Here is a 22248-nt window from a genome sequence, read left to right as displayed (position 1 = left end):
GCGGTTTGGCACCTCGATGTCGGCTCGTCGCATCCTGGAGCTGGAGCAGGTTCCAAGGGTTGGGCTGTTCGCCCATTAAAGCGGTACGTGAGCTGGGTTCAGAACGTCGTGAGACAGTTCGGTCCATATCCGGTGCAGGCGTTCGAAACTTGAGTGGAGTTTTTCCTAGTACGAGAGGACCGGAAAGAACAGACCTCTAGTGTACCAGTTGTCATGCCAATGGCAAACGCTGGGTAGCTATGTCTGGACGGGATAAGCGCTGAAAGCATATAAGTGCCAAGCCCTCCACAAGATTAGGTTTCGTTTTAGATTCCATGTAGACTACGTGGTTGATAGGCTGGGGGTGTAAACGCAGTAATGCGTGAGCTGACCAGTACTAATAAATCGAAATTCAGGCGAGGAATTAATTCTTGTATATCAAGTTCCGGTAGCCATACCGAGAGGGTCACACCCGTTCCCATTCCGAACACGGTCGTTAAGCCTCTCAGGGTCAATGGTACTTCTTACCTTCGGTCTGAGGGAGAGTAGAACGCTGCCGGATTATATGAAAGCCTCTTCGAGAAATCGGAGAGGCTTTTTCATTTATTATTAATATTTAATTCCGAATGACGAAACAAATTCAAATATAATTTAATATTTTAATTTATAAATTAATATATTGTTTCGGGATTCGAGCTTTAGATTTAAATTCTTTTAACAATCGGAGGTTTTTTGTCGGGGGTTTGTGGAAATCCGTCTTTTGGGTACCCAAATATTATAGGGCCGTATACTTTTTCTCCATCTTTTAGTTCTAGCGCTTTCTTTATTTCTTCATCATTGACGGGGAACGATCCGAACAGCACCCAGCAACTTCCTATATCAAGCGATCTTGCCGCAAGCATCATATTTTCGCAAACCATTGGGCAATCAAGATCAACTGTAATTCCTTTGGTGCCGATCACAAAAATAATTAATGGTGCCGAATAGTAAATGGAATCCGTTGTTACTTCGTCAACTTTTTTTCTTCGTTCTTTAAAAGCATCAGACGCCGCTTCCATGTAGTTCTTATATTTAGGCATTGCTGCTTTAACCAGTTTTTCTCTGAAAGATTTATCTTGTACTACAACAAATCTCCAAGGCTGCATATTTGAGCCTGATGGCGTCATATTGCCGGCATTGATGATCTCTTGGATCAGATCTTCAGGGATAGGTTTGTCTAAGAATGATCTTATCGCTCGGCGAGAATAAATGTTTTCTATAATTTTGTTCATGAGGATATTATATATCAAAATTCGAATAAATTCGAATGGGATCGGCGTCGCTAATTGATCGAATTTCCGGAGTTTTCGCAAATTTCTCGAATTATTTTGACGATTTTATGTTTCAACTGACGAAAAGTGAAGCAAAACAACTGGTCGCAATCTGCGACTATGAACAGAGGATTGGCTTGATAATTGCTTAAAGTCTAATAGAGGTGTGATCATGAATAATTTGATACCGGTTGAGAGGATCGAAGGGAAGATATATTTTCTTCGCGGGCAAAAGGTGATGATAGATCGGGATTTGGCGGAGCTTTATGATATTCAAACTAGAGACTTGAATAAAGCGGTAAGCCGCAACTTGGACAGATTCCCTAAAGATTTTATGTTCCAATTAAATGAAAACGAATTCGACAACTTGATGTTCCATTTTGGAACATCAAAAATGAAGCCACAAAATAATAGATCAGGTTGGGGAGGAACACGAAAGCTTCCAAGGATGTTTACCGAGCAAGGAGTTGCGATGTTGTCTTCTATTTTGCGAAGTAAGAAGGCGGTTGAGGTCAATATTGTCATTATGCGTGCCTTTGTTAAACTTAGACAAATTATTACAAAAAACAAAGACCTGACTTATCTTTTTAGGGAGCTCAAGCATAAAGTCGATCAGCACGATGTTGAGATCGGGTTAATAATTAAAACGATCGAGAAAATGATCGTAACCGAGAAAAAACCGAGGAAGAAGATGGGGTTTGTTTAGATAGATCACGAATGGGATAGGCGTCGCTAATTAATCGAATTTCCCGAGTTTTCACGAATTTCACGAATAAATACAATTAATCCTTAATTCGAGCAATTCGAGATATTTCGAAATATTCGCAAAATTCGAGTCGCCACTCCCATTCGAGCCCAACCGTGGCATGCTAATTGCTATAACCTTGTTGTGGGTGTAGAATAAATCATCACCCCGAAGGAGAAAAGGCTATGACAGAAGAAGTACGAAGAACGGAAATCTTGCTTGAGGGAATCAGATGCGATTTTAGAGCGGTTGCAGAAGGGCATCAAATATTAAGAAGAGAAATGCAAGAAATACGAAGTGAATTAAAGGGTGAAATCAAAGATACTAATGATACAATCAAATTTGTGGCCAGCACACTTAAAGATGTTGCCAGAGAGCTGGGAGATAAAATTGATAAAGTTGGCCATAAACTAGACGCGCATATTCGTCAGCCCGCCTAATAATCGTCAAATCGAATGGGAAATCGTCGCTAATTAATCGAAGCCCAATTCGCGCAATTTGAAATATTTTGAAAGATTCGCATAATTCGAGACCTGCTTGCCGGCAGGCAGGCGCAACTTCCATTCGAGCCACAAGAAACGGATCGTTGTTAAGGTCTTAGGCGAGTAATCCTAATTAGTTAGTGCCTTTTTAAATCGCTTGTTTCGATCGGCTTGTTATACTAAAATGCGGTCATGGGAGTGATGAAATGAAAAAAAGCATTTTAGTTTTCTGTGCAATAGCCTGCTTTACTTTTCTGATGCCTATTCCGTGCCATGCAATAAAATTCCCATTTCTTGGCGGGACGATTGTGAGCGATCTTATTGTGGATGCGATGAGCATTTCGCTTTTGGACAACGCAGATTCAATATACGTCGGGACCATAAACAGCGATCGGCATATCGGTATCGGCAATGAAACCTCCTTATATTATCCTATAGGACCGAACCTGAACGTAGGGCCGCATTTTATTTTTGATTACAATAACCTGCAGGCTCTTTTGCCGGCGGATTGCAGGGCTTTATCTTCGGGATCGGAACCCACACAATGTTCACCGATACGATAGGGTTGGGCGCGCATTTTGAGATAGGCTCCGTGGCCCTGACCGGAATTAAATACAAAAATAGCAGCGGGCAAAATAACTGGATGAACGCATACGTTAATTTCAGCCAGGCCGGCGCTACAATATATTTCTAAGAAATCGAAAATAGTGCTATAATTTCTTCTAAGAATGAAGCCGGTTAAACAATTATTTGTTCCGATAATATTTTTTATTTTATCTGGTAAATCATTAAAATATGCCACTAACTCTTCAGGTAGCTTTGCGACATCGACTGTTCATACCGAATACACATTAAAAGATGTTGGCGTCGGCAGTTCTATCAAGGTTGACAGCAGCGGCAAGGTCTATATCAGTTATTATGATGCTACATATCCCGAAGGCGCTTTAAAATTTGCCGTCTCAAACTAAGTATTGTATAATATCCAAACATGTCAGGATTTGTACCAGATAAAATATTTTTAACTAAAGGCGTTGGACGCCACAAAGAAAGATTAGCAAGCTTTGAGATGGCGCTTCGCGATGCAGGAGTACAAGCCGTAAACTACGTGCAGGTATCTTCAATCTTCCCGCCAGGCTGCAAATTGATTTCAAAAGAACAAGGCGTTAAACTTATAAAGCCTGGCCAGATAGCATTTATTGTCATGTCCCGCAACGAAACAAACGAACCGCACAGATTAATATCATCATCTGTCGGCATGGCCATTCCATCCGATCCTAATTCATACGGATATTTGAGCGAACATCACGCATCAGGACTAACAGACGAAGAATGCGGTGATTACGCGGAAGATATGGCGGCTCAAATGCTAGCAACAACTCTCGGCCTTCCATTTGACGAAAACGCCAGCTGGGATGAGCGCCAAGAGTCATGGAAATTATCGAACGAAATAGTTCGAACGACAAATATCACCCAAAGCGCTATAGGACAGAGAGGCGTTTGGACAACCGTTATTGCATCAGCTGTATTGCTTATCGATTCCGATCAAGCTATCGGGAAATAATGAGGCCGGCAACTTGGGCCATTATAGGCCTTTGCATATTATCTGTACCAATCGCTGCTGAAGAGATTGCAAAAGAAAGATTGCCTTATAGCAAATACGAAAAAGTTAAGATAATCGCATCAACTTATTACGCGCATCTTTGGAGCGACACAGGCCGCTACAGAAGAGTTTCAAAAAATGGAAAACGCCTTGGCGACTTTGTGGCTCTTAACTTCCTTCCCGGAGGAAGCGTGATCATGATCCCGGAATTATTTAAGACCACAACGCTTGAAGTTGCCGATACTTTCGGAGGATCGGGATATACGACATTTAAAGGCAAGAAATATTGGAAAGTCGATATCTTGAGAAATAAAAATGAATTCTATGACGATTTCGATTATCCTTTGGATATGTATATTATTAAATTAAACAAGTGCGGCGCAGTAAAGAATAAAGAAGTCAGGCAAAACTGTATTAATTTTAGATCACTGGGGAAAGGTCTTTAGCCGAATCAACGATCGAAAAAAGTTCTTCCATGCTTTGGGCATTATTAATCTCTCCCCTGATCCTTGCCGCGTGCGGGAAAGATTTCATGTACCAGATAGCCATTTTTCTCATGAATCCAATTTTACAGAAAGTTTTCTTTTTGTATTTATCGATATAATAGAGGTGTTTTTTTAGCGTTAGTTTCTTTGTTTCGATATTTGGCTCCAGAATAACTGCTCCCGTTTTTAGATAAGCATCGATACTTTTAAATATCCATGGCCTTCCAAGAGCTCCACGAGCGACGAGAATTCCATCACATCCGGTTTTATTAAGCATTGATTTTGCATTTTCGGGGGACAATATATTTCCCGAGCCAAAAACAGGAATTGTTACGCTTTCTTTAATAACTTTGATCGCATTGTAATCGATCTCGCCTGAATATCCTTGCGCCCTTGTCCTGCCATGGACAAAGAGGGCAGAGGCTCCATTCTTTTGACAATTCTTTGCAATAGTTGCTATTTCTTTTAAGTCCACGCTTTCATAGCCGATACGGATCTTCACTGTTATCGGCAGAGAAAGGTTCGATGAAAGCTTTTTAATTATTTTGTAAAGAAGCTTGGGTTCTCGAATAAGATGCGCGCCTGATTTCTTTTTTGTCATCTTGTTGACGGGGCAGGCGGCGTTAATATCCATGAAAGATAGCTTTAACTTTTCAACAAGTATTTTCGCGGCCTTAAGCATAACGTCTGGATCAGAGCCTATCAATTGTCCCGCAATAGGCAAGTCTTCTTCAGTTGTATTTATTATGTCAGGATCTTTGTTCGGGCTATGTATTAAGGAGTTTGAATCGATCATTTCAAAGAAGCAGAATTTTGCGCCGTTTTCACGAGCTATCAATCGAAATGAAAGGTCAGTACAACCTGCCATTGGCGCAAGGAAGATATTTGTATCGATTTTGAAGCTACTGATTATTATTTGGGCTGATCTTCTTCCGCGACGAATTTTTTAATCTCTTCGATGCTTTCGAGGATCATTTTCGCCTTGGTCAATCCGAACGAAAAAGGGAATTTTTCATCTTCGCTTCTTTTCAACACGAGCATCGGCTTGCCTTTATACTCTGATCTTTCAGCAATCATTTTTTTCTCCTCTTTATTTATTTGAACTTGATGATTATATCAGTTATAATTGATTAAGACAACGTTATGGGCATAAACAAGATCATTATTGCAATTTTAATTATCATCGTTATGTTTTCGACAAAAGCCTTTGCAGTTGTGGAAGCATCAGATCCCGCTCTTCGTTCTCCAAATGCCAGGGTAGTAGGGATGGGCCGCGCATATGCTGGGCTCTCGGATGACACTTCCGGCATTTTTATCAACCCATCCGGGCTTGCCAGAAAGACCGATTGGCAGATATCGTCAATGTCTTCAAAATTTCTCGATGCGTATAATTATCTTTCCCTTTCAGGGTATTATTCCACAAATTTCGGAGTGATCGGCCTAGGCTTTGGAAGTTATAATATTGGCGGAGCTTATGCCACAACTATTGACGCAACTTCAAATCCTCTGGATCCGATCTACAAAGTTGATTTTACTAAGCCCAACATCAATAATTACAATAACGTCTTTATCTTAAATTATTCAAATACCGCAGACAGCCTTATCGGCAAATTTATTAAATTGGGATGGACAGACAAAATTGATGTTGGCATTAATTATAAACTGTTCAATGCGGGATTGTCCGGCGGCGGGCTCGCAGGGGCATCAGGGACAGGGAACGAGATCGATCTGGGGGCAATGTACCGGCTTTCTCCGTCGATGAAAATTGGCATAGCTGTGCAAGACATCTTGCCAGCCTCATGGGGCGGGAAGATCACTTATATGTCCGGCCATTATGAGATATATCCCGCGTTGTTTAAGCTTGGGACAACCATGGCGTTATTAGGAGAAGAAAATTCACTGTTGAAATTCAGGAAGCAGGAGCTTATTTTTGCTGCGGACCTTGATAATTATCTGATAGGCAAGGCCCCGTTAACTTATCATCTTGGGCTTGAATGGAATCCGAATATAGGGCTTAATTATCTTGGATTCAAATGGAACCCGTATAATATGCTTTTTGTAAGGCTTGGGATCGACCAGACAACAGGCGATGACGGCACGGGCCGCGTTGTCGCAATATCGTATCCAACGTTTGGTGTAGGGTTCTATTACGGGGGGTTCAAGTTCGATTATGCATATCATCCATTGCCAGTGGTCAATTTGGATAGTTCATATTTTTCGGTTTCTTATATTCCACCGCTTAAGAAGCTTGAAGCGCCAAAGGAAAAAGATAGGATGAGAATAGATTCTCCGAGCGATAAGAATATCGCTTTTGACCAATCAATAAAAATCAAAGGAAAAATATCGGATCTGCAGGCGCTTGAGATCAATAATAATAATGTACAATTCTCAACTTTGGGTTCATTTGAAGCAGAAGCTCCGGTTAATATCGGCAAGAACAAGATATCAATTAAAGGTTATTCCAGTAAAGCAAAGACCGGCAAGCCAACCGATGAGAAACTTTTACGCGTTTTAAGGCTTGCGGCATTTCCGGATGTTACCGAGGGCTATTGGACAAGGCAGCAGGTTTCATTGGTATCAATGCTTAATATTGTTACGGGATATCCTGACGGAAGTTTCAGGCCTGAAGGGAATATTACTCGCGCCGAAATGGCTGCACTGCTCATGCGGGCAGAAATTCCAAATCCAAATGGCAAAATCCAAAATAATGGAATTAAATTCATAGATATAAAGTTCAAACATTGGGCGTCAAAGTTTATAGCGGATGCCGCTGCGGCAAAAGTTGTCGAAGGTTATACCGACAAGACCTTTAGGCCGAATGGGAATATTACGCGGGCCGAAGGCGTTGCCATGATTTCTAGGTTCGCGAAAGTGCCGCTTGAAGCTTATGGAGGGCAGTTCCCTGATATTAATGATAAGCACTGGGCTTCATCGATCATTTCAGGCTCATTCAAAGCAGGATTGCTAGGGTATTTGAGCGGGAAAGCTTTTGAGCCGAAAAGGATGTTGACTCGAGCTGAAGCAGTTGAGATACTATACCGTACGCAATTTGTTAAGAATTTGCTTGATAAAGATCTGCTCGATTGGGAGAGTTACTGATGATTAAATTTTTCTTGCAAGTATAGCCAGAAACAGCGGGAATTCGTCTCTTGAGCGGTTATCCACTTTTTCATTGGTTCTCCTGTGTGTTGTCCATTCTTCCATTCGAACGATCGCCATATTATTTTGACCAAGCGCATTTATGTAAGTTGATATTGGGCGGTGGAAGGTCCATGTTATTTTCGATTGGTCATATCCAGGGTTCATTTGGATCGGTATCTTTTTCTCCGATAAATACATATCGACTCTTCTGTACTGTATTTTTCTGGTTTCATCAAATCCCCAGCCGGATTGCCTTGGTATCCTGAAGGCCGGATGGCTTATTACAATGAGAGCGCGTCCATTAACTTTTATCACGCGGCTCATTTCATGGATCACTTCAAATAAAAGATCCATGTTTTGCATGGCCATAATGCTTGTTGCCGCATCAAAACTTTTATTCTCGAACATATTCAGGTTTTGCGCGCTTGCAACAAGATACTTTATTTCCGGTGATCTTTTTTTTGCGGCATCGATCAAATTCTTTGAAGCGTCGATCCCAAGAACTTTAATGCCCAGCGTATGAAGTTCTCTGCAAAAAACTCCCTGTCCGCATCCGATATCTATTATCTTTTCGTTTTTTTGCGGCTTTAGAAGTTTTAATGCATTTGGGATGATGACATTTTGATGATAGTCGGAACCTTTTTCACCCACAAGTGAATCGTACCAGCTTGCGGATTTATTCCAGCTAGTATCCTTGCCGGTTTTTTTTCGTTTGTTGAAGTTCATGAGTTATATTATAATACAAATATATGCCAAAGATCGGTATAATCGGCGGGTCAGGATTCGATGATCCGCAAATACTAAAAAATCCTGCTTCCAAAGAAGCCGATAACAAGCATGGACAGCCGTCTTCTTCTTTGACCTGCGGAAAGATCGAAGGTGTTGATGTTGTAATTCTTGCCCGCCACGGAAAAGACCACGGCATCATGCCAACCAAAGTTAATTATCTAGCGAATATTTGGGCGCTTAAAGAAGAAGGCTGTACTCATATCCTCGCGGCAACCGCCGTTGGTTCATTAAGAGAGGATGTCAAACCGGGAAATATTGTGTTTCCGAACCAATTCATTGATTTTACCCGCCACAGGAATTTAACTTTTTTCCACGATAAAGTAGTCCACACACCGATGAGCGAGCCTTACGATGAGAACTTGACCGAAATATTGGCAAAGGCATGCGATGAATTTGGATACAAATATAATCGCGACGTCACTGTTGTTACTATTGAGGGACCCAGGTTTTCAACAAAAGCCGAAAGCCATATGTTCCGCCAATGGGGCGCGGATATAATCAATATGTCCACTTGCCCCGAAGTGATCCTTGCCAATGAAGTAGGAATCCCATATCAAACGATCGCAATGTCTACCGATTACGATTGCTGGAAAGACGATGAAGCTCCCGTCACTTTTGAAATGGTTTTGGAGCGAATGAAGGATAATGCGGATAAAGTGAAAAATCTTTTGATAAAGGTTATCCCGAGGATCAAATAATGTCAATTAAATCAAGAATTCGAACGGTTCCTCACTGGCCCAAAAAAGGGATCATGTTCCGCGATATCACGACTCTTCTAAAAGATCCTGTCGGCCTCAAATTATGTATTGACGATTTCTACATTCGATATAAAGATAAAGAGATCGATATCGTAGTGGGTATCGATTCAAGAGGATTTATCTTAGGCGGGGCTTTGGCTTATCTTTTGAATAAAGGTTTTGTCCCTGTAAGGAAAAAAGGAAAGCTTCCGGCTGAAACCATTAAAGAAGAATACGCGCTTGAATACGGAACGGATATAATTGAAATACACAAAGACGCGATCATTAAAGGCCAAAAAGTCCTGATAATTGATGACCTTCTTGCAACAGGGGGAACCGCGACTGCCGCCGCAAACCTAGTTAAAAAACTTCAGGGAGAAATAGTTGAATTGGCGTTCATTGTCGATCTCCCGGATATTGGAGGCCGAAAAAAATTGGAGCAAGCTGACTATTCCGTTTATGCGCAAACAGAATTTGAAGGGGATTAGAATATGGGCGGCAACCAGATATCTAAAAAAGGATATGACGAATTAAGCAGGCAGTTAAAGCATTTAAAGACCGGCAAGAGAAGGGAGATCGCAAAGGCGGTCAATGAGGCAAGAGAGCAGGGGGATTTGAGGGAAAATGCCGGCTATCACGAAGCACGCAAAGAACAGTCGCTTATCGAATCAAAAATAAAAGAACTCGAATCGCGGCTCAAAATGGCGGAGATCGTAGAAGACGAAGAAAAAGTAAAAGATATTGTTTCTCGGGGGTCAAAGGTCAAGTACATGATACTGGATACAAAAGATGTCAGGGAATATACCATTGTTTCAGAGCTTGAGGCTAATGCTTTAGAAAAGAAGATATCTGAAACGACTCCGGTTGGAAGCGCGCTTATGGGAGCAAAAAAAGGCGATGTGCTTGAAGTTTTGGCCCCAATGGGGGTCATGAAGATAAAGGTCATGGGTGTGGATTGATCGACTTTACGAAAAAGTAACCGATTATCGCTATGGTGAACAACGGTGATATTATTTCGGGTATTTCATGCCCAAATGACCGAGCAAGCATTATTATTCCCAGCACAAATACCGAATACATTGCGCCGTTCTTTAAAAAAACATAATTTTTGATCTTATCGATCCCTCTTATCGTTAACTGCCTTACTACGACAGCCCCAAGGCCGTTGCCTAAAAGGATCAAGGGTATTGAAAGTGTAAAAGCAAATGCGCCCAGAACTCCGTCGATCGAAAAAGTTGCGTCGATTATCTCAAGATAGAATATTTTGCTTATATTCGTCAGATTTGAGGTTAACAGTTTTTTTTCGTTCTCTTCGGCGTTCTGCTTGAACCCATGGGTGATGAAGAAAGCGGTCGATCCGATCGTTGCTCCCAAGGCCATTAATTTGTTTGTATTTAACGATTGCCAAACAACAAAAGTAAGAAGAATAGATACTATCGCGTAAAACCAGACGCCTTGTTTTAAGAAGAACTTTTCGGTCCGCGGGAGCCCAAAATGTTTTGGTTCAAGGAAAAGCCAGTGCAAGAACAGGAAAACCAAGAATATACCGCCGCCTGACAACAATATAGGGGCTGATTGCTCGATAGAATGTTTGACCGACGGGTCATTTGAGAATGTAGCCATTAAGGAATTGATCGGCCCAAGGGAAGGATTGACCGCCCAAATGATAAGCCAGGGAAGAAATCCTCGTATGACGAATACCGCGATAAAGATTCCCCAGACAAGGAACCATCTTCTGGCTTTTTGGCCCATGGTTGCAAGGATTTCGGCGTTGATGATCGCGTTATCGATGCTTGATATTATTTCAAATAAACAAAGCCCGAGAACAATGATTATTATTGTAAAGATATCCATTGGTATAAACCTTTATGGTCCGTACAAAAAAATGGCTCCCCGGGCAGGATTCGAACCTGCGACCAATTGATTAACAGTCAACTGCGCTACCACTGCGCTACCGGGGAATACCTTGTTTTTTGTAAGATATTAATATTTTAACAGAAGATAAATGGAAAATCTACTATGCGTATTTGCACGATGGTGCTTGCCCGCCTATGGAGAGTTAGGTATAATCAAAGAGATGGAGCGGCTTGCCCTGAGCGAACCTGTCCCGAGTTCCATCGAGGGAGCCGAAGGGCTGGTTGGAGGAAAAATCACTGGCCGAGCCATTCTTTGAGTACGAACCTTAACAAAATGATCTGCCTATTACGAAAAACGTCGCAAGGATAAGAATGGACGCGAAGTATAAAATATCAGAGTTTGGCCCCGCCACCACTTGATTCCCTGCCGTATCTTTTGATTCCATCTTATTCCCCTCCTGTTATTCATCGTCAAACAGAAGGCTGAATTTCTACAATATTCCTCAGCTCAATTTGTGTCATTATCGCAGATTTCCTAGGTTGCGTTTTAACTGTTTTTGCGGCAAATGATGCGGTCGATAATGCTAACAATATAACCATTAAACAGATAATTGATCTTTTCATTTTTTCTCCTATTTTACTAAATAAATCGAAGCCATAAATATAAGCGCGATAATTATACGATAAATTCCAAACGGAATAAAGGTATGTTTTTTAATGAAGTTCATTAGGAAATTGATGCTTAAAAGCGCCACTATAAATGAAATGATGAAGCCGATCGCCAAGATGCCAAATTGATCCATCGTGAAACTGCTGCCGCTTTTCACTATGTCCAGAACTGATGCCGCAAGCATTGTTGGTACCGCAAGTAAAAATGAGAATTCAACTATTGTTTGCCTCTTGAGATTTATAGCCAAACCCCCGATTATTGTCGCGGCAGATCTTGACACCCCCGGGAACATTGCAAGCGATTGGAAAAGCCCGATCGCCAAACATTTTGAATAGGGGATCGTGCTAATATCGTCGTGAGCCGTATCTTTTTCTTTATGGAACAATTCAAACGCGATAAGGACGATGCCTCCGATAAGAAGCGCCCAAATTATAATGATCTCGCTGCTGATCAGATATTTTTTGATAATTTTATAAAGAAGGAACCCAAGAATGGCGGTTGGAATGAATGCGACGATGATTCTCTTCAAACTTTCTAAGTCCAATAGAAATTGTTTCCAGTAAAGGACTATTACAGACAAGATCGCCCCGAATTGAATCATTATCTCGAAGCTTTTTACGAATTCGCTTTGGGCAACCTTGAGAATGTTTGCTGTAAGGACTAGATGCGCGGTAGATGAAATGGGAAGAAATTCTGTAATGCCTTCAACGACGCCTAAAATGATCGAGTGTAATAAGTTCATATGGCGTATTATAGCACGGAAACCGCGACGCTTGTCCCGATTCCCACATCGGGATTTAGTCGCTGGTTTCCGATTTGCTTATTAGACGAAAAATATATTATAATTAATATAATGCAGCTGAATTTCGCCTATTCTCCATGTCCAAACGATACTTACACATATTTTGGTATTATGTCGGGGAAAATAGTCCTTGAAGATCACAAAATAGAAATTCATCACCACGACATCGAAACATTAAATAAGCATGCAATTGCCGGCACTTACGAAATAACAAAAATGTCTTTTTTCACTTGGCTTAAATTGAAAGATAAATATGGGTTGCTTAGGGCGGGAAATTCTTTGGGCTTTGGATGCGGTCCGATATTGATCTCAAAGAAGAAAGAAATCAAGGCTTCCGATCTTCCGTTCCTGCGGATCGTGCTTCCGGGGGAATTAACAACCGCAAATCTTTTGTTCTCGCTATATAGCCCGAGATCAAAGCATAAATCCTATGTTCAATACGATCAAATATTCAATGAGATGAACTCTAGACGTGCCGATTGCGGTGTCGTAATTCATGAAAGCCGATTCCTTTATGAAAAAGAAGGGTTTTATAAAGTATGCGACTTGGGCGTGTGGTGGGAGGAAACTGCCAAGGTGCCGATTCCACTTGGAGCAGTTGGTATAAGATCTGATCTGCTAAAAGAATTGGATGGGAAGATCGAAGGGTTAATTAAGCAAAGTCTTGATCTATCCAAATCATCACCTCAAATAGCAATGCCGTATATCAAAAAAATGGCTATTGAAATGGAGGATCAAGTTATCGATCGGCATATTAAAACATTTGTTAATTCTTTTACTTACGATCTAGGCGATAAAGGAATGGAAGCTATTAACAAGTTGGAAGAAATGGCGAGATCGGCAGGAATTATTCAATGATAGGGATCATATTTGCGACTATTAGAGAAGCGCGTCCGTTTCTCGAGAAATTTGGCCAAAATGTTGAGGATATCGATCAGCATCCCTTACTTGTAGAAGTTTCAAACGAGAATCTCGTAGTTTGCATATGTGGTATGGGTATTGAAAGAGCGGCGAATGGAACCGAAGCGTTATTAGAGAACAAGAAAGTTGGCTCTATCATTAATGCGGGGATAGCCGGAGCTTTGAATAACAACTTTAATATTGGACACGTTGCATCAGTCTCCAAGGTTGTTAATAGGATCTCAAACAGTTATTATATACCTTGTGGAGCAGACCTCTGGACCGCCTTGCCGGCCGCAGTTCTCGTCACATCACCGGAGCCTGTTTTTGATGATACTGCTCGTATTGAGCTTTCAAAAATTGCCGATATTGTCGACATGGAATTTGCGGAAATAGCCAGGGTTTGTCGGGATCATAAAATAAAGTTTAGCGCGATCAAGGCGATATCAGATCTTGCCGGAGGCGGCGATAGGGCAAGGCTTTATAAAAATATCGATCGATTATCCGATATAATAGGAGAGCTTTTGTACCTGCGGCTAAACGCCGCGGTTAAGTAGAAGTATGCTAAATAAAATCACTAACTTTATAAAAATTGAACATACGATCTTTAGTTTGCCCTTGATATTTGCGGGAGCTTATCTTGGGGCAAGCAGGCATATTCCAAGCCTTTATACTCTAGCTTTGATCATAATGGCGGGTGTCGGCGCTCGTACATTTGGAATGTCGATGAACAGGATATTGGATAGGAAGATCGATTTATTAAATAAAAGGACTAAGGGAAGAGAATTGCCATCGGGGAAATTATCTTTGAATAATGCAATTGGCATTGCTGCGGTAGGCTTTGGCCTTTATATGTTAGCTTGTTATTTGCTTGGTCCATTTATTCTTATGCTTTCGCCTTTACCTCTTTTTATTTTAAGCACATATTCGTTGCTAAAACGCTTTACTTGGGCATGCCACTTTGGGATCGGTCTCGTTTTGGGTTCTTCTCCATTGGGTGCATATGTGGCGGTGACGCAAAGTTTGAATTTTACTCCGGAGATCCTATTGCTTGCGGGGTTTACTATCTTTTGGATGAGCGGCTACGATATTATTTACTCTCTTCAAGATATAGATTTTGATAAAAATAATAACATATATAGCATCCCAAGCAGTTTTGGCGGTAGCACTGCTTTAGTAGTCGCGGCGATTACCCATGTAATTTCATTCATATTTTTATTCTCTCTCTCTTATTTTTTATATTTTTTTATTATTTTGTTTTTTGCGCTTTTTGCTTGTGGGATTTTTTATTTACTTTCGCATATGCCTTTTGTTCCACTTGAAACAAGGTTCTTCCCACTATCCGCAATAACGGGGATATTGGGAGCAATGGTCGTCTTTTTATAATGGAGGGGGAAATGGATAATATTATATTGGCGGTAACTGGAGCTACGGAAGCTGCCGCCGCGAAAATCTTTATAGAAAAATCCCCGGCTCCTATTTCTCTGGTTTACAGCAAATGGGGGAAAGAGGTTTACGAGAGAGAATGCGGGCCGATATCCGATCTCGAAAAAAAAGCCGCAAAAGTATTTGATAACAACGATCTTGCAGCTTCAATTTCGTCAGGATCTGTAAAGTCTGCGGGTATGGTAATACTCCCAAGTTCCGCAAATACTTTAGCAGAGATCGCATCGGGTATTTGTTCAACCCTCATCACTCGCACAGCTCATTGCCAATTAAAAGAGCGGCGCAAATTGATACTTTGCCTTCGAGAGTCGCCGCTTTCTTTTATCGACCTAAGAAATGCGAAGATCGTTACTCAGGCGGGAGGCATAATCATGCCGATGAGCCCGCAATTCTATATGTTCGGGAAAAAAGACACAAAGGATATTAGCCTCTATAATCTATTGGATTCATTTACAGATCGTGTTTTTTCACTTCTTGGATTCCAAACCGGAAAAACTTGGGAGGATGTAGTTGATCTATAAGAATTTAAGAGATTATATCGATGATCTGGCAAAGCGGGGAGAACTTGTTCGCATAACCGAGGAAGTTGATCCCGATCAGGAAATAACTATTATTCAGCATAGGTTTTTGGCTGAAAAAGGGCCTGCTTTATTGTTCGAGAATTTGAAAGGCTATCCGGGCCGTCGGCTTGTTTCAAATCTTTATGGAACACAGGAGCGCACTAATTTGGTTTTTGGGAAACATCCGGGTGAGATAGGCAACGATCTTGTAAGCCTTGCAACAGACCTAATGCCCCCGACGATAGGGAAATTGTGGGAAAATCGAAATAAAATATTTAGAATAATAAATTCTAGAATGCGATCAGTTAGTTCATGCCCTGTACTCGAAAATATAGAAGAACCCGCACACTTAAACCAATTGCCTGTCTTAACTTGCTGGCCGCTTGATGGCGGACCGTTTTTTACTCTGCCTCTTGTTCATACCGAACACCCGGAGAACGGCACCGGGAATTTGGGAATATATAGGTTGCAAAGGTTTGACGATACAAGTGCCGGAATGCATTGGCAGATCGAAAAGGGCGGAGGTTTTCATTTTAAAGTCGCTTCCGCTTTAAATCGGAAACTTCCGATAAGTGTTATTTTAGGCGGACCACCGGCACTTACTATGGCGGCTATAGCGCCTCTTCCTGAAGGGATCGATGAGCGATTGCTTGCAGCACTCATTTTGGGCGCGCCGCTCAATATGATCAAAAGAAAACAGACAGGGCATAGAATTCCATCTCAAGCGGAATTTGTTTTAGAAGGAAGTGTAACTCCCGGAGATGTAAGAAAAGAAGGTCCGTTCGGCGATCATCTTGGGCATTATTCTCATTCCGCTAATTTCCCTGTATTTAGAGTTGATCGAATTCTAAGTCGCAAAGATGCAATTTATCCAGCAACAGTTGTTGGAAAACCTCCGCAGGAAGACTATTACATTGGATGCGCTCTTCAAGAAATGACGATCCCTTTGTTAAAATTCATGCACAAAGGAATTTCGGATCTTTGGGCTTATCCTGAAACAGGGTTCCATCCTCTAGCTGTTGCATCAGTTAACGAGCGTTATACACATGAAGCGCTAAAACATGCATTTGCGATATTGGGTGAAGGCCAGCTCTCGCTTACAAAAATACTGATGGTCGTAGGTTCTGATTGCAAAGATATAAAGGATTTTCGCAATGTCAGCCGAAGCCTTTGGCGGAATCTGGATCCTATAACTGGAATTCATCTTATTGCGCCAACGGCTCAAGATACTTTGGATTTTACAGGACCCACTATGAACATTGGGAGCCGGTTGATACTTATAGCTCCGGACCGTGGAAATCCGATCAGGACTAATCTGCCTCCAAATCCTCCAAAGGCAACTGATGTACATAAAAATATTAAAAAGATCGTGGCACTGGGCGAATCCTTTTTGATCGCCCAAGTTGACCGATCTTTTGATCGTGAGAGTGTTATAGCGGCTTTGAAAGCTAATGGCGCTTCTTTGAAATATCTTTTCCATGTGCTGGTCTCCGATGATGTTGATCTTGAATCTACTATGAGCATGCTTTGGGGATGGTTCACGCGCTTTGATCCTCTAAAAGATATTCACCCTGACGGAATAAAACTTGATGGCAATAGGGCGGTATTCCAATTCCCTATATGCATCGATGCTTCCTGGAAAACAGGGTATCGCAAGCCCGTAGAATTTGATCCCGAAATAGTTAAAAATGTCGATAAGAAATGGGACAAGATATTGAGTCAGAGTAAAATTAAATGATCGATCGCATCTTGGAAAAAGGATCAAAGGGCTTACGCTTGAGCCTAGATGAAGCTCTAAAGTTAGCCGCGTTTAAAGATGTCGATCAAGTCCATGCGTTAGGAAAAGCCGCCATGCGGAATAGATTGAAAAGATTCTCTCGGAATGCCACCTTTGTCTTGAATCTTATGGTTAATCCATCAAATATTTGCGACAGCCAATGTAAGTTCTGCCACTATCATGCGCTTGAAAATGATCCAACCGCTTATACAATGTCCAAAAAAGAAATATTGGGTCAAGTAAGTAAATACAATTTGAAAGAAGTCCACATTACGGGCGGGATGAATAAGCATTGGCCATATAAGAAATCGCTCGAACTTATCTCAAGTATTAATAAATTATACCCCGCTCTATATATCAAAGCTTATACTGCGGTTGAGATAGACAGATTTGCAAATGATGAAAAACGATCTGTTGAAGGCATATTGACCGAGCTTAAGCAAGCAGGATTGAATTCTCTGACCGGCGGCGGTGCTGAACTTTTTTCTACAAGAATGCGAGCTAAATATTGTCCAAACAAGATAAGCCCTGAAACATGGATCTCAATTCATCACCTCGCTCATAAGCTTGGTATCAGATCAAATGCGACCATGCTTTATGGGCTTGATGAAACAGATGAAGAGATCGTTGACCATTTGATCGCTTTAAGAGATGCACAAGACGCAAGCGAAGGTTTCTCGTGTTTTATTCCTCTCGCATATCAGCCTTCAACAAATGATCGGTCCGGAACAGGTCCTTCGCCGCTTGAAAACTTGAGGATGGTTGCTTTGTCTCGATTGCTACTTGATAATTTCGCACATATTAAAGCATATTGGCCGATGATAGGGGTTGATACTGCGGCTGCCGCATTGTCATGGGGCGCGGATGATCTTGATGGGACATTAGGGAAAGAGAGGATTGCGCATTCGGGCCTTGCATCAAGCCCTGAATCTCTTAGCCGAAACATGATGATCGATATTATAAAATTCGGGGGATTTATCCCTGCTGAGCGAGACGGGAATTTCAATGAACAATAATATATCTATCTATCATTACGCAAATCTATCGCCTGTAAGAGAACTTGGATGCCCCGAGGGATTCAATTTTCTATATCAAAATCCATTTGAAGCAGCAAAAGCATTTGAAAATAACATTGTTGTATCAGCTCCAGTACCTATCGGGGCAATGCCAGGCTTAACGGTTAAGTTTGAATATTTGGGAACATACGGTGTTGCGGCCAGTGAAAAAGTCGGGTCAGTAATGTTTTATTCAAATATTAAATTTGAAGAGTTAAACAAAAGTTCCAAGATCTATTTAACAGGGCAATCGGCTACATCTATTCAACTTCTTTTTGTTCTATTAATAAATCGGCTAGGCACCCCAAATCGCGTAGGCACCCCAAATCGCGTAGGCACCCCTTTAGGGGTGCTATGCACAGAGGCTAAAGCCTCTGCTGCGCGTTGTTATTCTAATTTGCCGCAGGTCACCAAAAATATTAACGAAGCCGATGCGGTCTTGATAATAGGTGATGAAGCACTGACTTTTAGAGATAAAGAAAATTATTCAAAACATTACGATCTGGTTACTCTCTGGCATAATGCATTTGGTCTTCCATTCGTCTTTTCAAGATGGATCGTAAGATCAGACGCCTCGCGGCCCGAAAAAAATGCTCTTACAAATTGGCTTAAAGAGCTCGATCTGCGAGACGATGAATTGATCCTTAATTCGGCAGGAATTGAAGCTCGTCGATTGAATATCAAAAAAAAAGAAATGGTCCAATATCTGAAAGGCATGAGAAGAAAATTGACAGAAGCCGATCTTAAAGGCCAAGATTTCTTTATGAATAAAATTAAAGAAGTGGATGATCAATTTAAGAAGTGGAGAGATTCTGGTATCCGCGTAGAAGGCCCTTTAGGGTCGTTCGGGGCTAAAGCCCCTCCTACGCGTAGAAAAGCTGAATGTATAAGCTTGTTAAAAGATCTCCCACTAGGCGAGATTATGAGGATGGGGCATGAAGAAAGAATGAAGCGCCATCCGGGCCGACTTGTTACATATGTAATGGATACAAATCTAAATTATACGAATGTCTGTACGGTTGAGTGCAGTTTTTGCGCCTTCCATAAAAGAGCCGGCGAGAAAGATGCTTATACGATGGCCCCTGGTGAACTTGCCGATCGAGTAAAGGTCGCGGAGGAAAAAGGAGCTTCGACCGTATTATTGCAGGGCGGATTGAATCCAAAAATAAAATTTGATCAAATATTATCTTTTATCAGGACAATAAGAGAAAGATCTCCGAATATCCATATCCATCCATTAAGCCCGTCAGAAATAGATTATTTGGGAAAGCTCGAAGGGAGATCGGCTGAATATATTTTAAAATCCATTTGGGATGAAGGTATTCACACTATGCCTGGCGGTGGTGCGGAGATCTTAGTTTCAAGTGTCCGAAAACAAATAAGCCCGAGAAAATGCAGTGCAGACCGGTGGATCGAAATAATGGAGATCGCGCATAAAATCGGATATAAAACCACAGCGACCATGATGTATGGGCATGTTGAAACGATCGAAAATATTGTCGATCATCTATTGGCATTGAGGGAATCCCAAGACAGGACAGGGGGATATTCGTCCTTCATTGCATGGTCATTCAAATCCGGTAATTCAAAGTTAGGTGAACAGGTTAAAAACCAAGCTCATCCTGCTTTTTATGTGCGATTGGTCGCGGCATCTCGTTTGATCCTCGATAACTTTGACCATATTCAATCTTCTTGGTTCTCTGAAAGCGAAAATGCCGGGTGTTTGGGCCTGATATCGGGTGCCGATGATTTTGGCGGCGTATTGGTTGAAGAAAGTGTTTTAAAAACTGCCGGGCATGAGCGAAAAACGACCGAAGATCGGGTAAAAACTTTGATAAGAAAAAGCGGCTTTACTCCTGCAAAAAGAGATTCCAATTATCAGATTGTGGAAGTTTATGAATAATCACAATAAAGCCTTGATGCGGCCTGCGAGCAATATATCTATGTTTGACAAGATATCCAAACGATACGATCTTTTAAATAAGTTGCTATCTTTCGGCCGCGATAAATATTGGAGGGAGCAAGCTGTCGATCTCCTGCGAATAAAAGATGGCGGATCGTATGTTGATGCAGGGTGCGGAACGGCCGACTTGTCGATCGAAATTGCCGGGCGATTTAAAAATAAGTCCGGCAAAGTTTTGGGTGTAGACCACTCCATGAACATGCTTGTTATCGGAAAATCGAAAATTGCGGATGCAAAACTTTCATCTTTAGTTACATTAGTTCATGGAGATGCATTAACATTGCCAAATGGATCGGGGTCAGTAGATGGGGTCATAAGCGGATTTGTAATTAGAAACATCGATGACAGGATAGGGGCCCTAAAAGAATGGTTTCGTGTGTTAAAGCCGGGCGGGCGCGTTGTCATATTGGAACTGTCAAAACCTGACAACGTCTTTTTTCTTTTGGGATATTTGTTATTAACTAAGCTTCTTGTCCCATTCCTAGGCCTATTCTTATCGAAACATCAGCCTTATAAATATCTAATTGATTCCATTGATGCATTCCCGAGCCCACAGATATTCATGGGAATGATGCGCGATTCGGGTTTTAATGATGTCGAGATGGGGCCTATGACTTTCGGCGTTGCGAAGACCTATTGCGGAATAAAACCTTGCAGCGCATGCTCCGGGCATAAACATAATCGTCATCGTCATTGCTTTCTTTCCACTATGTCAAAAGCTAAAGGCTTCGCTTGTATTGCCAATATATACTCTTCCGCCGGAACTTGTGGCCTCAAGAGTTCCGATCAATGTGCCAGCGCTGTTGAATAGCGATCCGGAAGGCAGACCTCCGGTTGAGGGATTCATTGAGACGGAAACTGTAATTGCCGGTGAACTTTCGGTTGTCGCAATGATCGTAACGCTGGTTGGCGGCCCCGACGAGCCAAATACCATGCTCATTACAGCATCAAGAGTTGCTACCGCAGTGGTCAGCTTGCCCGATCCCGAATATGTGCCGCTAGTCGGCCGGCCGGTAGGAGCTGTGTTAACATTAACGACTATTTCTCCTGTCGCTGTTTTTGAGAAAACCATTTTAACTGCCATTGATCCGATTTTATTGGATGCAGTTACTTCAGGAGTTATAAGATGTTTTCCGTTCATACTAGTGGCCGCCCCCCCCCCTGCAGATATTATGCTGGACTCCATCGAAGGAAAAATAAACGCCCAGCACAGATATTCCGCTTCTGTTGTTATTGCATGAAAAATGCTTGCGCTGGCATAAGCCTCTTGTGTACTGGCTGTACCTTCAAAATTGTCCATAAAACTCATCAATCCAGCATTAAAACCTGCAGGCATTGATCCTGGACTTCCAGATAAAATGCTCTTCGCGTCGACCGTTCCTATAATAGCAATTTTCTTTCCTGATAAAAAAGCAGCATCTATTGTAGTTCCGCCCACTGTGATCAACTTTATATATGGAGTCATATTCCCGCCAAGGCTTTCGGTTGTCGGTGAAATATAACCATCTGCAGGAAGCGGTGTAAAAAATGAATCTGGCGGGCCGCCGGCTGCAAGAGCCATGATTGAATTAATCGATAAAATTGAAAGAGATGAAACTGCTACGGATGTTCCTGAAGCATTTCCAACTGTTCCTGTTGATGTCCCGGCAGATGATCCTCCGTTCGCCAAAATAGAAGCTGCTCGCGCGGCGCTAACTTGAGTTGAGCTGATTGTAACCGTGGTAGTTGTTGTGGTTGTCGTTGTGGTTGATGATGTTGACGACGTTGAAGTTGTTGTCGTACTGGTTGTAGTTGTTGTTGCCGAAGTAGTCGTTTGGCCGCAACCGACCGCAAGAGCGGTAAATCCAAAAATCAAAATCCCAATGGCCAAATAAATTCCAAGACCCAAAGACCAATTTCCAAACATCTTTTTCATTTTAGCCTCCTGATAATATCCTAAACTGATGCAATT

Annotated in this window: 25 protein-coding genes, 1 tRNA gene and 2 rRNA genes; 20 read left to right on the top strand and 8 right to left on the bottom strand. The window is 41.8% G+C overall.

The window, feature by feature from the left end; all coding sequences use genetic code 11:
• Together HZC34_02995 and rrf are read left to right on the top strand one after the other, a co-directional pair.
• Positions 1-392, top strand: a 23S ribosomal RNA gene (locus HZC34_02995); the annotation flags it as partial.
• A gap of 31 nt (positions 393-423) precedes the next feature.
• Positions 424-541, top strand: a 5S ribosomal RNA gene (gene rrf / locus HZC34_02990).
• 142 nt (positions 542-683) lie between these two features.
• Here the strand turns inward: rrf and HZC34_02985 are convergent.
• Positions 684-1250: a nitroreductase gene (locus tag HZC34_02985; GenBank protein MBI5700798.1), complete on the bottom strand. Its 567-nt coding sequence runs from the start codon at positions 1248-1250 to the stop codon at positions 684-686.
• 211 nt (positions 1251-1461) lie between these two features.
• On the opposite strand from HZC34_02985, the gene HZC34_02980 reads away from it, so the two are divergent.
• The 6 genes from HZC34_02980 (at position 1462) to HZC34_02955 (ending at position 4562) form a co-directional block, all read left to right on the top strand.
• On the top strand, positions 1462-1995 hold the full coding sequence (locus HZC34_02980; GenBank protein MBI5700797.1) for an ORF6N domain-containing protein: 534 nt from the start codon (positions 1462-1464) through the stop codon (positions 1993-1995).
• 224 nt (positions 1996-2219) lie between these two features.
• Positions 2220-2474: a hypothetical protein gene (locus HZC34_02975; GenBank protein ID MBI5700796.1), complete on the top strand. Its 255-nt coding sequence runs from the start codon at positions 2220-2222 to the stop codon at positions 2472-2474.
• A 248-nt stretch (positions 2475-2722) separates the two neighbouring features.
• Positions 2723-3079, top strand: a complete 357-nt coding sequence (locus HZC34_02970) for a hypothetical protein (protein ID MBI5700795.1) — start codon at positions 2723-2725, stop codon at positions 3077-3079.
• Between the two features lie 165 nt (positions 3080-3244).
• Positions 3245-3484: a hypothetical protein gene (locus HZC34_02965; protein ID MBI5700794.1), complete on the top strand. Its 240-nt coding sequence runs from the start codon at positions 3245-3247 to the stop codon at positions 3482-3484.
• A 20-nt stretch (positions 3485-3504) separates the two neighbouring features.
• Positions 3505-4077: an arginine decarboxylase, pyruvoyl-dependent gene (locus HZC34_02960; GenBank protein MBI5700793.1), complete on the top strand. Its 573-nt coding sequence runs from the start codon at positions 3505-3507 to the stop codon at positions 4075-4077.
• On the top strand, positions 4077-4562 hold the full coding sequence (locus HZC34_02955; protein MBI5700792.1) for a hypothetical protein: 486 nt from the start codon (positions 4077-4079) through the stop codon (positions 4560-4562). Before HZC34_02960 ends, HZC34_02955 begins: the two co-directional genes overlap by 1 nt.
• Here HZC34_02955 and dusB read toward each other — a convergent pair.
• Positions 4537-5469: a tRNA dihydrouridine synthase DusB gene (gene dusB, locus HZC34_02950; protein MBI5700791.1), complete on the bottom strand. Its 933-nt coding sequence runs from the start codon at positions 5467-5469 to the stop codon at positions 4537-4539. The genes HZC34_02955 and dusB overlap by 26 nt on opposite strands.
• A gap of 44 nt (positions 5470-5513) precedes the next feature.
• Positions 5514-5678, bottom strand: a complete 165-nt coding sequence (locus HZC34_02945; protein MBI5700790.1) for a hypothetical protein — start codon at positions 5676-5678, stop codon at positions 5514-5516.
• A gap of 111 nt (positions 5679-5789) precedes the next feature.
• On the opposite strand from HZC34_02945, the gene HZC34_02940 reads away from it, so the two are divergent.
• The gene (locus HZC34_02940; protein MBI5700789.1) at positions 5790-7700 is read left to right on the top strand and encodes an S-layer homology domain-containing protein; all 1911 of its coding nucleotides are present in this window, start codon (positions 5790-5792) and stop codon (positions 7698-7700) included.
• A gap of 3 nt (positions 7701-7703) precedes the next feature.
• Here HZC34_02940 and HZC34_02935 read toward each other — a convergent pair whose 3' ends face one another.
• Positions 7704-8468, bottom strand: coding sequence for a class I SAM-dependent methyltransferase (locus HZC34_02935; protein MBI5700788.1), 765 nt, complete (start codon positions 8466-8468; stop codon positions 7704-7706).
• Positions 8469-8491: 23 nt separating this feature from the next.
• Between HZC34_02935 and mtnP the strand changes: the two genes are divergently transcribed.
• The 3 genes from mtnP to greA are packed head-to-tail and all read left to right on the top strand — an operon-like array spanning position 8492 to position 10227.
• Positions 8492-9229 (top strand): S-methyl-5'-thioadenosine phosphorylase, encoded by a 738-nt coding sequence (gene mtnP / locus HZC34_02930; protein ID MBI5700787.1) that lies wholly within the window; start codon positions 8492-8494, stop codon positions 9227-9229.
• Positions 9229-9756: an adenine phosphoribosyltransferase gene (locus HZC34_02925; protein ID MBI5700786.1), complete on the top strand. Its 528-nt coding sequence runs from the start codon at positions 9229-9231 to the stop codon at positions 9754-9756. The genes mtnP and HZC34_02925 overlap by 1 nt, the downstream gene beginning before the upstream one ends.
• 3 nt (positions 9757-9759) lie before the next feature.
• On the top strand, positions 9760-10227 hold the full coding sequence (gene greA / locus HZC34_02920) for a transcription elongation factor GreA (GenBank protein MBI5700785.1): 468 nt from the start codon (positions 9760-9762) through the stop codon (positions 10225-10227).
• On the opposite strand, the gene HZC34_02915 is transcribed toward greA, so the two are convergent.
• The 3 genes from HZC34_02915 to HZC34_02905 form a co-directional block, all read right to left on the bottom strand.
• A complete protein-coding gene (locus HZC34_02915) occupies positions 10211-11122 on the bottom strand; it encodes a DUF475 domain-containing protein (protein ID MBI5700784.1) in 912 nt (303 codons plus the stop codon). The two genes, greA and HZC34_02915, sit on opposite strands and share 17 nt — an antisense overlap.
• A gap of 32 nt (positions 11123-11154) precedes the next feature.
• Positions 11155-11229 (bottom strand) — tRNA-Asn (locus HZC34_02910).
• A 527-nt stretch (positions 11230-11756) separates the two neighbouring features.
• Positions 11757-12536 carry an undecaprenyl-diphosphate phosphatase gene (locus HZC34_02905; protein ID MBI5700783.1) on the bottom strand — a complete coding sequence of 260 codons (780 nt, stop codon included), beginning with the start codon at positions 12534-12536 and terminating at the stop codon, positions 11757-11759.
• A 111-nt stretch (positions 12537-12647) separates the two neighbouring features.
• On the opposite strand from HZC34_02905, the gene HZC34_02900 reads away from it, so the two are divergent.
• Genes HZC34_02900 through HZC34_02865 form a run of 8 tightly spaced genes read left to right on the top strand, consistent with a single transcriptional unit; the run spans position 12648 to position 21108 of the window.
• Entirely contained in the window at positions 12648-13454 is an 807-nt protein-coding gene (locus tag HZC34_02900) for a 1,4-dihydroxy-6-naphthoate synthase (GenBank protein ID MBI5700782.1), read from the top strand.
• Positions 13451-14053, top strand: coding sequence for a hypothetical protein (locus HZC34_02895; protein MBI5700781.1), 603 nt, complete (start codon positions 13451-13453; stop codon positions 14051-14053). The genes HZC34_02900 and HZC34_02895 overlap by 4 nt, the downstream gene beginning before the upstream one ends.
• 4 nt (positions 14054-14057) lie before the next feature.
• Positions 14058-14882 (top strand): 4-hydroxybenzoate octaprenyltransferase, encoded by an 825-nt coding sequence (locus HZC34_02890; protein MBI5700780.1) that lies wholly within the window; start codon positions 14058-14060, stop codon positions 14880-14882.
• Positions 14883-14893: 11 nt separating this feature from the next.
• Positions 14894-15463, top strand: coding sequence for a UbiX family flavin prenyltransferase (locus tag HZC34_02885; GenBank protein ID MBI5700779.1), 570 nt, complete (start codon positions 14894-14896; stop codon positions 15461-15463).
• On the top strand, positions 15453-17240 hold the full coding sequence (locus tag HZC34_02880) for a UbiD family decarboxylase (GenBank protein MBI5700778.1): 1788 nt from the start codon (positions 15453-15455) through the stop codon (positions 17238-17240). The genes HZC34_02885 and HZC34_02880 overlap by 11 nt, the downstream gene beginning before the upstream one ends.
• Entirely contained in the window at positions 17237-18295 is a 1059-nt protein-coding gene (locus HZC34_02875; GenBank protein ID MBI5700777.1) for a CofH family radical SAM protein, read from the top strand. The genes HZC34_02880 and HZC34_02875 overlap by 4 nt, the downstream gene beginning before the upstream one ends.
• The gene (locus tag HZC34_02870) at positions 18285-20237 is read left to right on the top strand and encodes a CofH family radical SAM protein (GenBank protein ID MBI5700776.1); all 1953 of its coding nucleotides are present in this window, start codon (positions 18285-18287) and stop codon (positions 20235-20237) included. Before HZC34_02875 ends, HZC34_02870 begins: the two co-directional genes overlap by 11 nt.
• Positions 20230-21108, top strand: a complete 879-nt coding sequence (locus HZC34_02865) for a ubiquinone/menaquinone biosynthesis methyltransferase (GenBank protein ID MBI5700775.1) — start codon at positions 20230-20232, stop codon at positions 21106-21108. Before HZC34_02870 ends, HZC34_02865 begins: the two co-directional genes overlap by 8 nt.
• Here the strand turns inward: HZC34_02865 and HZC34_02860 are convergent.
• Complete coding sequence (locus tag HZC34_02860) at positions 21010-22212, bottom strand: hypothetical protein (GenBank protein ID MBI5700774.1); 1203 nt, start codon at positions 22210-22212, stop codon at positions 21010-21012. The genes HZC34_02865 and HZC34_02860 overlap by 99 nt on opposite strands.
• Between the last annotated feature and the right edge of the window lie 36 nt (positions 22213-22248).

Source organism: Candidatus Saganbacteria bacterium (assembly GCA_016223245.1).
GTDB lineage: Bacteria > Margulisbacteria > WOR-1 > XYC2-FULL-46-14 > XYC2-FULL-37-10 > JACRPL01.
This window is presented reverse-complemented; position numbering and strand designations above follow the sequence as displayed.

Bases quoted from the DNA above. Each gene is read 5' to 3' on its own strand.
- HZC34_02965 (MBI5700794.1), top strand. From the start codon at position 3,245: ATGAAGCCGGTTAAACAATTATTTGTTCCGATAATATTTTTTATTTTA.
- mtnP (MBI5700787.1), top strand. From the start codon at position 8,492: ATGCCAAAGATCGGTATAATCGGCGGGTCAGGATTCGATGATCCGCAA.
- HZC34_02935 (MBI5700788.1), bottom strand. From the start codon at position 8,468: ATGAACTTCAACAAACGAAAAAAAACCGGCAAGGATACTAGCTGGAAT.
- dusB (MBI5700791.1), bottom strand. From the start codon at position 5,469: ATGGCAGGTTGTACTGACCTTTCATTTCGATTGATAGCTCGTGAAAAC.
- HZC34_02885 (MBI5700779.1), top strand. From the start codon at position 14,894: ATGGATAATATTATATTGGCGGTAACTGGAGCTACGGAAGCTGCCGCC.
- HZC34_02955 (MBI5700792.1), top strand. From the start codon at position 4,077: ATGAGGCCGGCAACTTGGGCCATTATAGGCCTTTGCATATTATCTGTA.
- HZC34_02980 (MBI5700797.1), top strand. From the start codon at position 1,462: ATGAATAATTTGATACCGGTTGAGAGGATCGAAGGGAAGATATATTTT.
- HZC34_02925 (MBI5700786.1), top strand. From the start codon at position 9,229: ATGTCAATTAAATCAAGAATTCGAACGGTTCCTCACTGGCCCAAAAAA.
- HZC34_02945 (MBI5700790.1), bottom strand. From the start codon at position 5,678: ATGATTGCTGAAAGATCAGAGTATAAAGGCAAGCCGATGCTCGTGTTG.
- HZC34_02970 (MBI5700795.1), top strand. From the start codon at position 2,723: ATGAAAAAAAGCATTTTAGTTTTCTGTGCAATAGCCTGCTTTACTTTT.
- HZC34_02890 (MBI5700780.1), top strand. From the start codon at position 14,058: ATGCTAAATAAAATCACTAACTTTATAAAAATTGAACATACGATCTTT.
- HZC34_02915 (MBI5700784.1), bottom strand. From the start codon at position 11,122: ATGGATATCTTTACAATAATAATCATTGTTCTCGGGCTTTGTTTATTT.
- HZC34_02870 (MBI5700776.1), top strand. From the start codon at position 18,285: ATGAACAATAATATATCTATCTATCATTACGCAAATCTATCGCCTGTA.
- HZC34_02985 (MBI5700798.1), bottom strand. From the start codon at position 1,250: ATGAACAAAATTATAGAAAACATTTATTCTCGCCGAGCGATAAGATCA.
- HZC34_02960 (MBI5700793.1), top strand. From the start codon at position 3,505: ATGTCAGGATTTGTACCAGATAAAATATTTTTAACTAAAGGCGTTGGA.
- HZC34_02865 (MBI5700775.1), top strand. From the start codon at position 20,230: ATGAATAATCACAATAAAGCCTTGATGCGGCCTGCGAGCAATATATCT.
- HZC34_02895 (MBI5700781.1), top strand. From the start codon at position 13,451: ATGATAGGGATCATATTTGCGACTATTAGAGAAGCGCGTCCGTTTCTC.
- HZC34_02940 (MBI5700789.1), top strand. From the start codon at position 5,790: ATGTTTTCGACAAAAGCCTTTGCAGTTGTGGAAGCATCAGATCCCGCT.
- HZC34_02875 (MBI5700777.1), top strand. From the start codon at position 17,237: ATGATCGATCGCATCTTGGAAAAAGGATCAAAGGGCTTACGCTTGAGC.
- HZC34_02860 (MBI5700774.1), bottom strand. From the start codon at position 22,212: ATGAAAAAGATGTTTGGAAATTGGTCTTTGGGTCTTGGAATTTATTTG.
- HZC34_02900 (MBI5700782.1), top strand. From the start codon at position 12,648: ATGCAGCTGAATTTCGCCTATTCTCCATGTCCAAACGATACTTACACA.
- HZC34_02975 (MBI5700796.1), top strand. From the start codon at position 2,220: ATGACAGAAGAAGTACGAAGAACGGAAATCTTGCTTGAGGGAATCAGA.
- greA (MBI5700785.1), top strand. From the start codon at position 9,760: ATGGGCGGCAACCAGATATCTAAAAAAGGATATGACGAATTAAGCAGG.
- HZC34_02905 (MBI5700783.1), bottom strand. From the start codon at position 12,536: ATGAACTTATTACACTCGATCATTTTAGGCGTCGTTGAAGGCATTACA.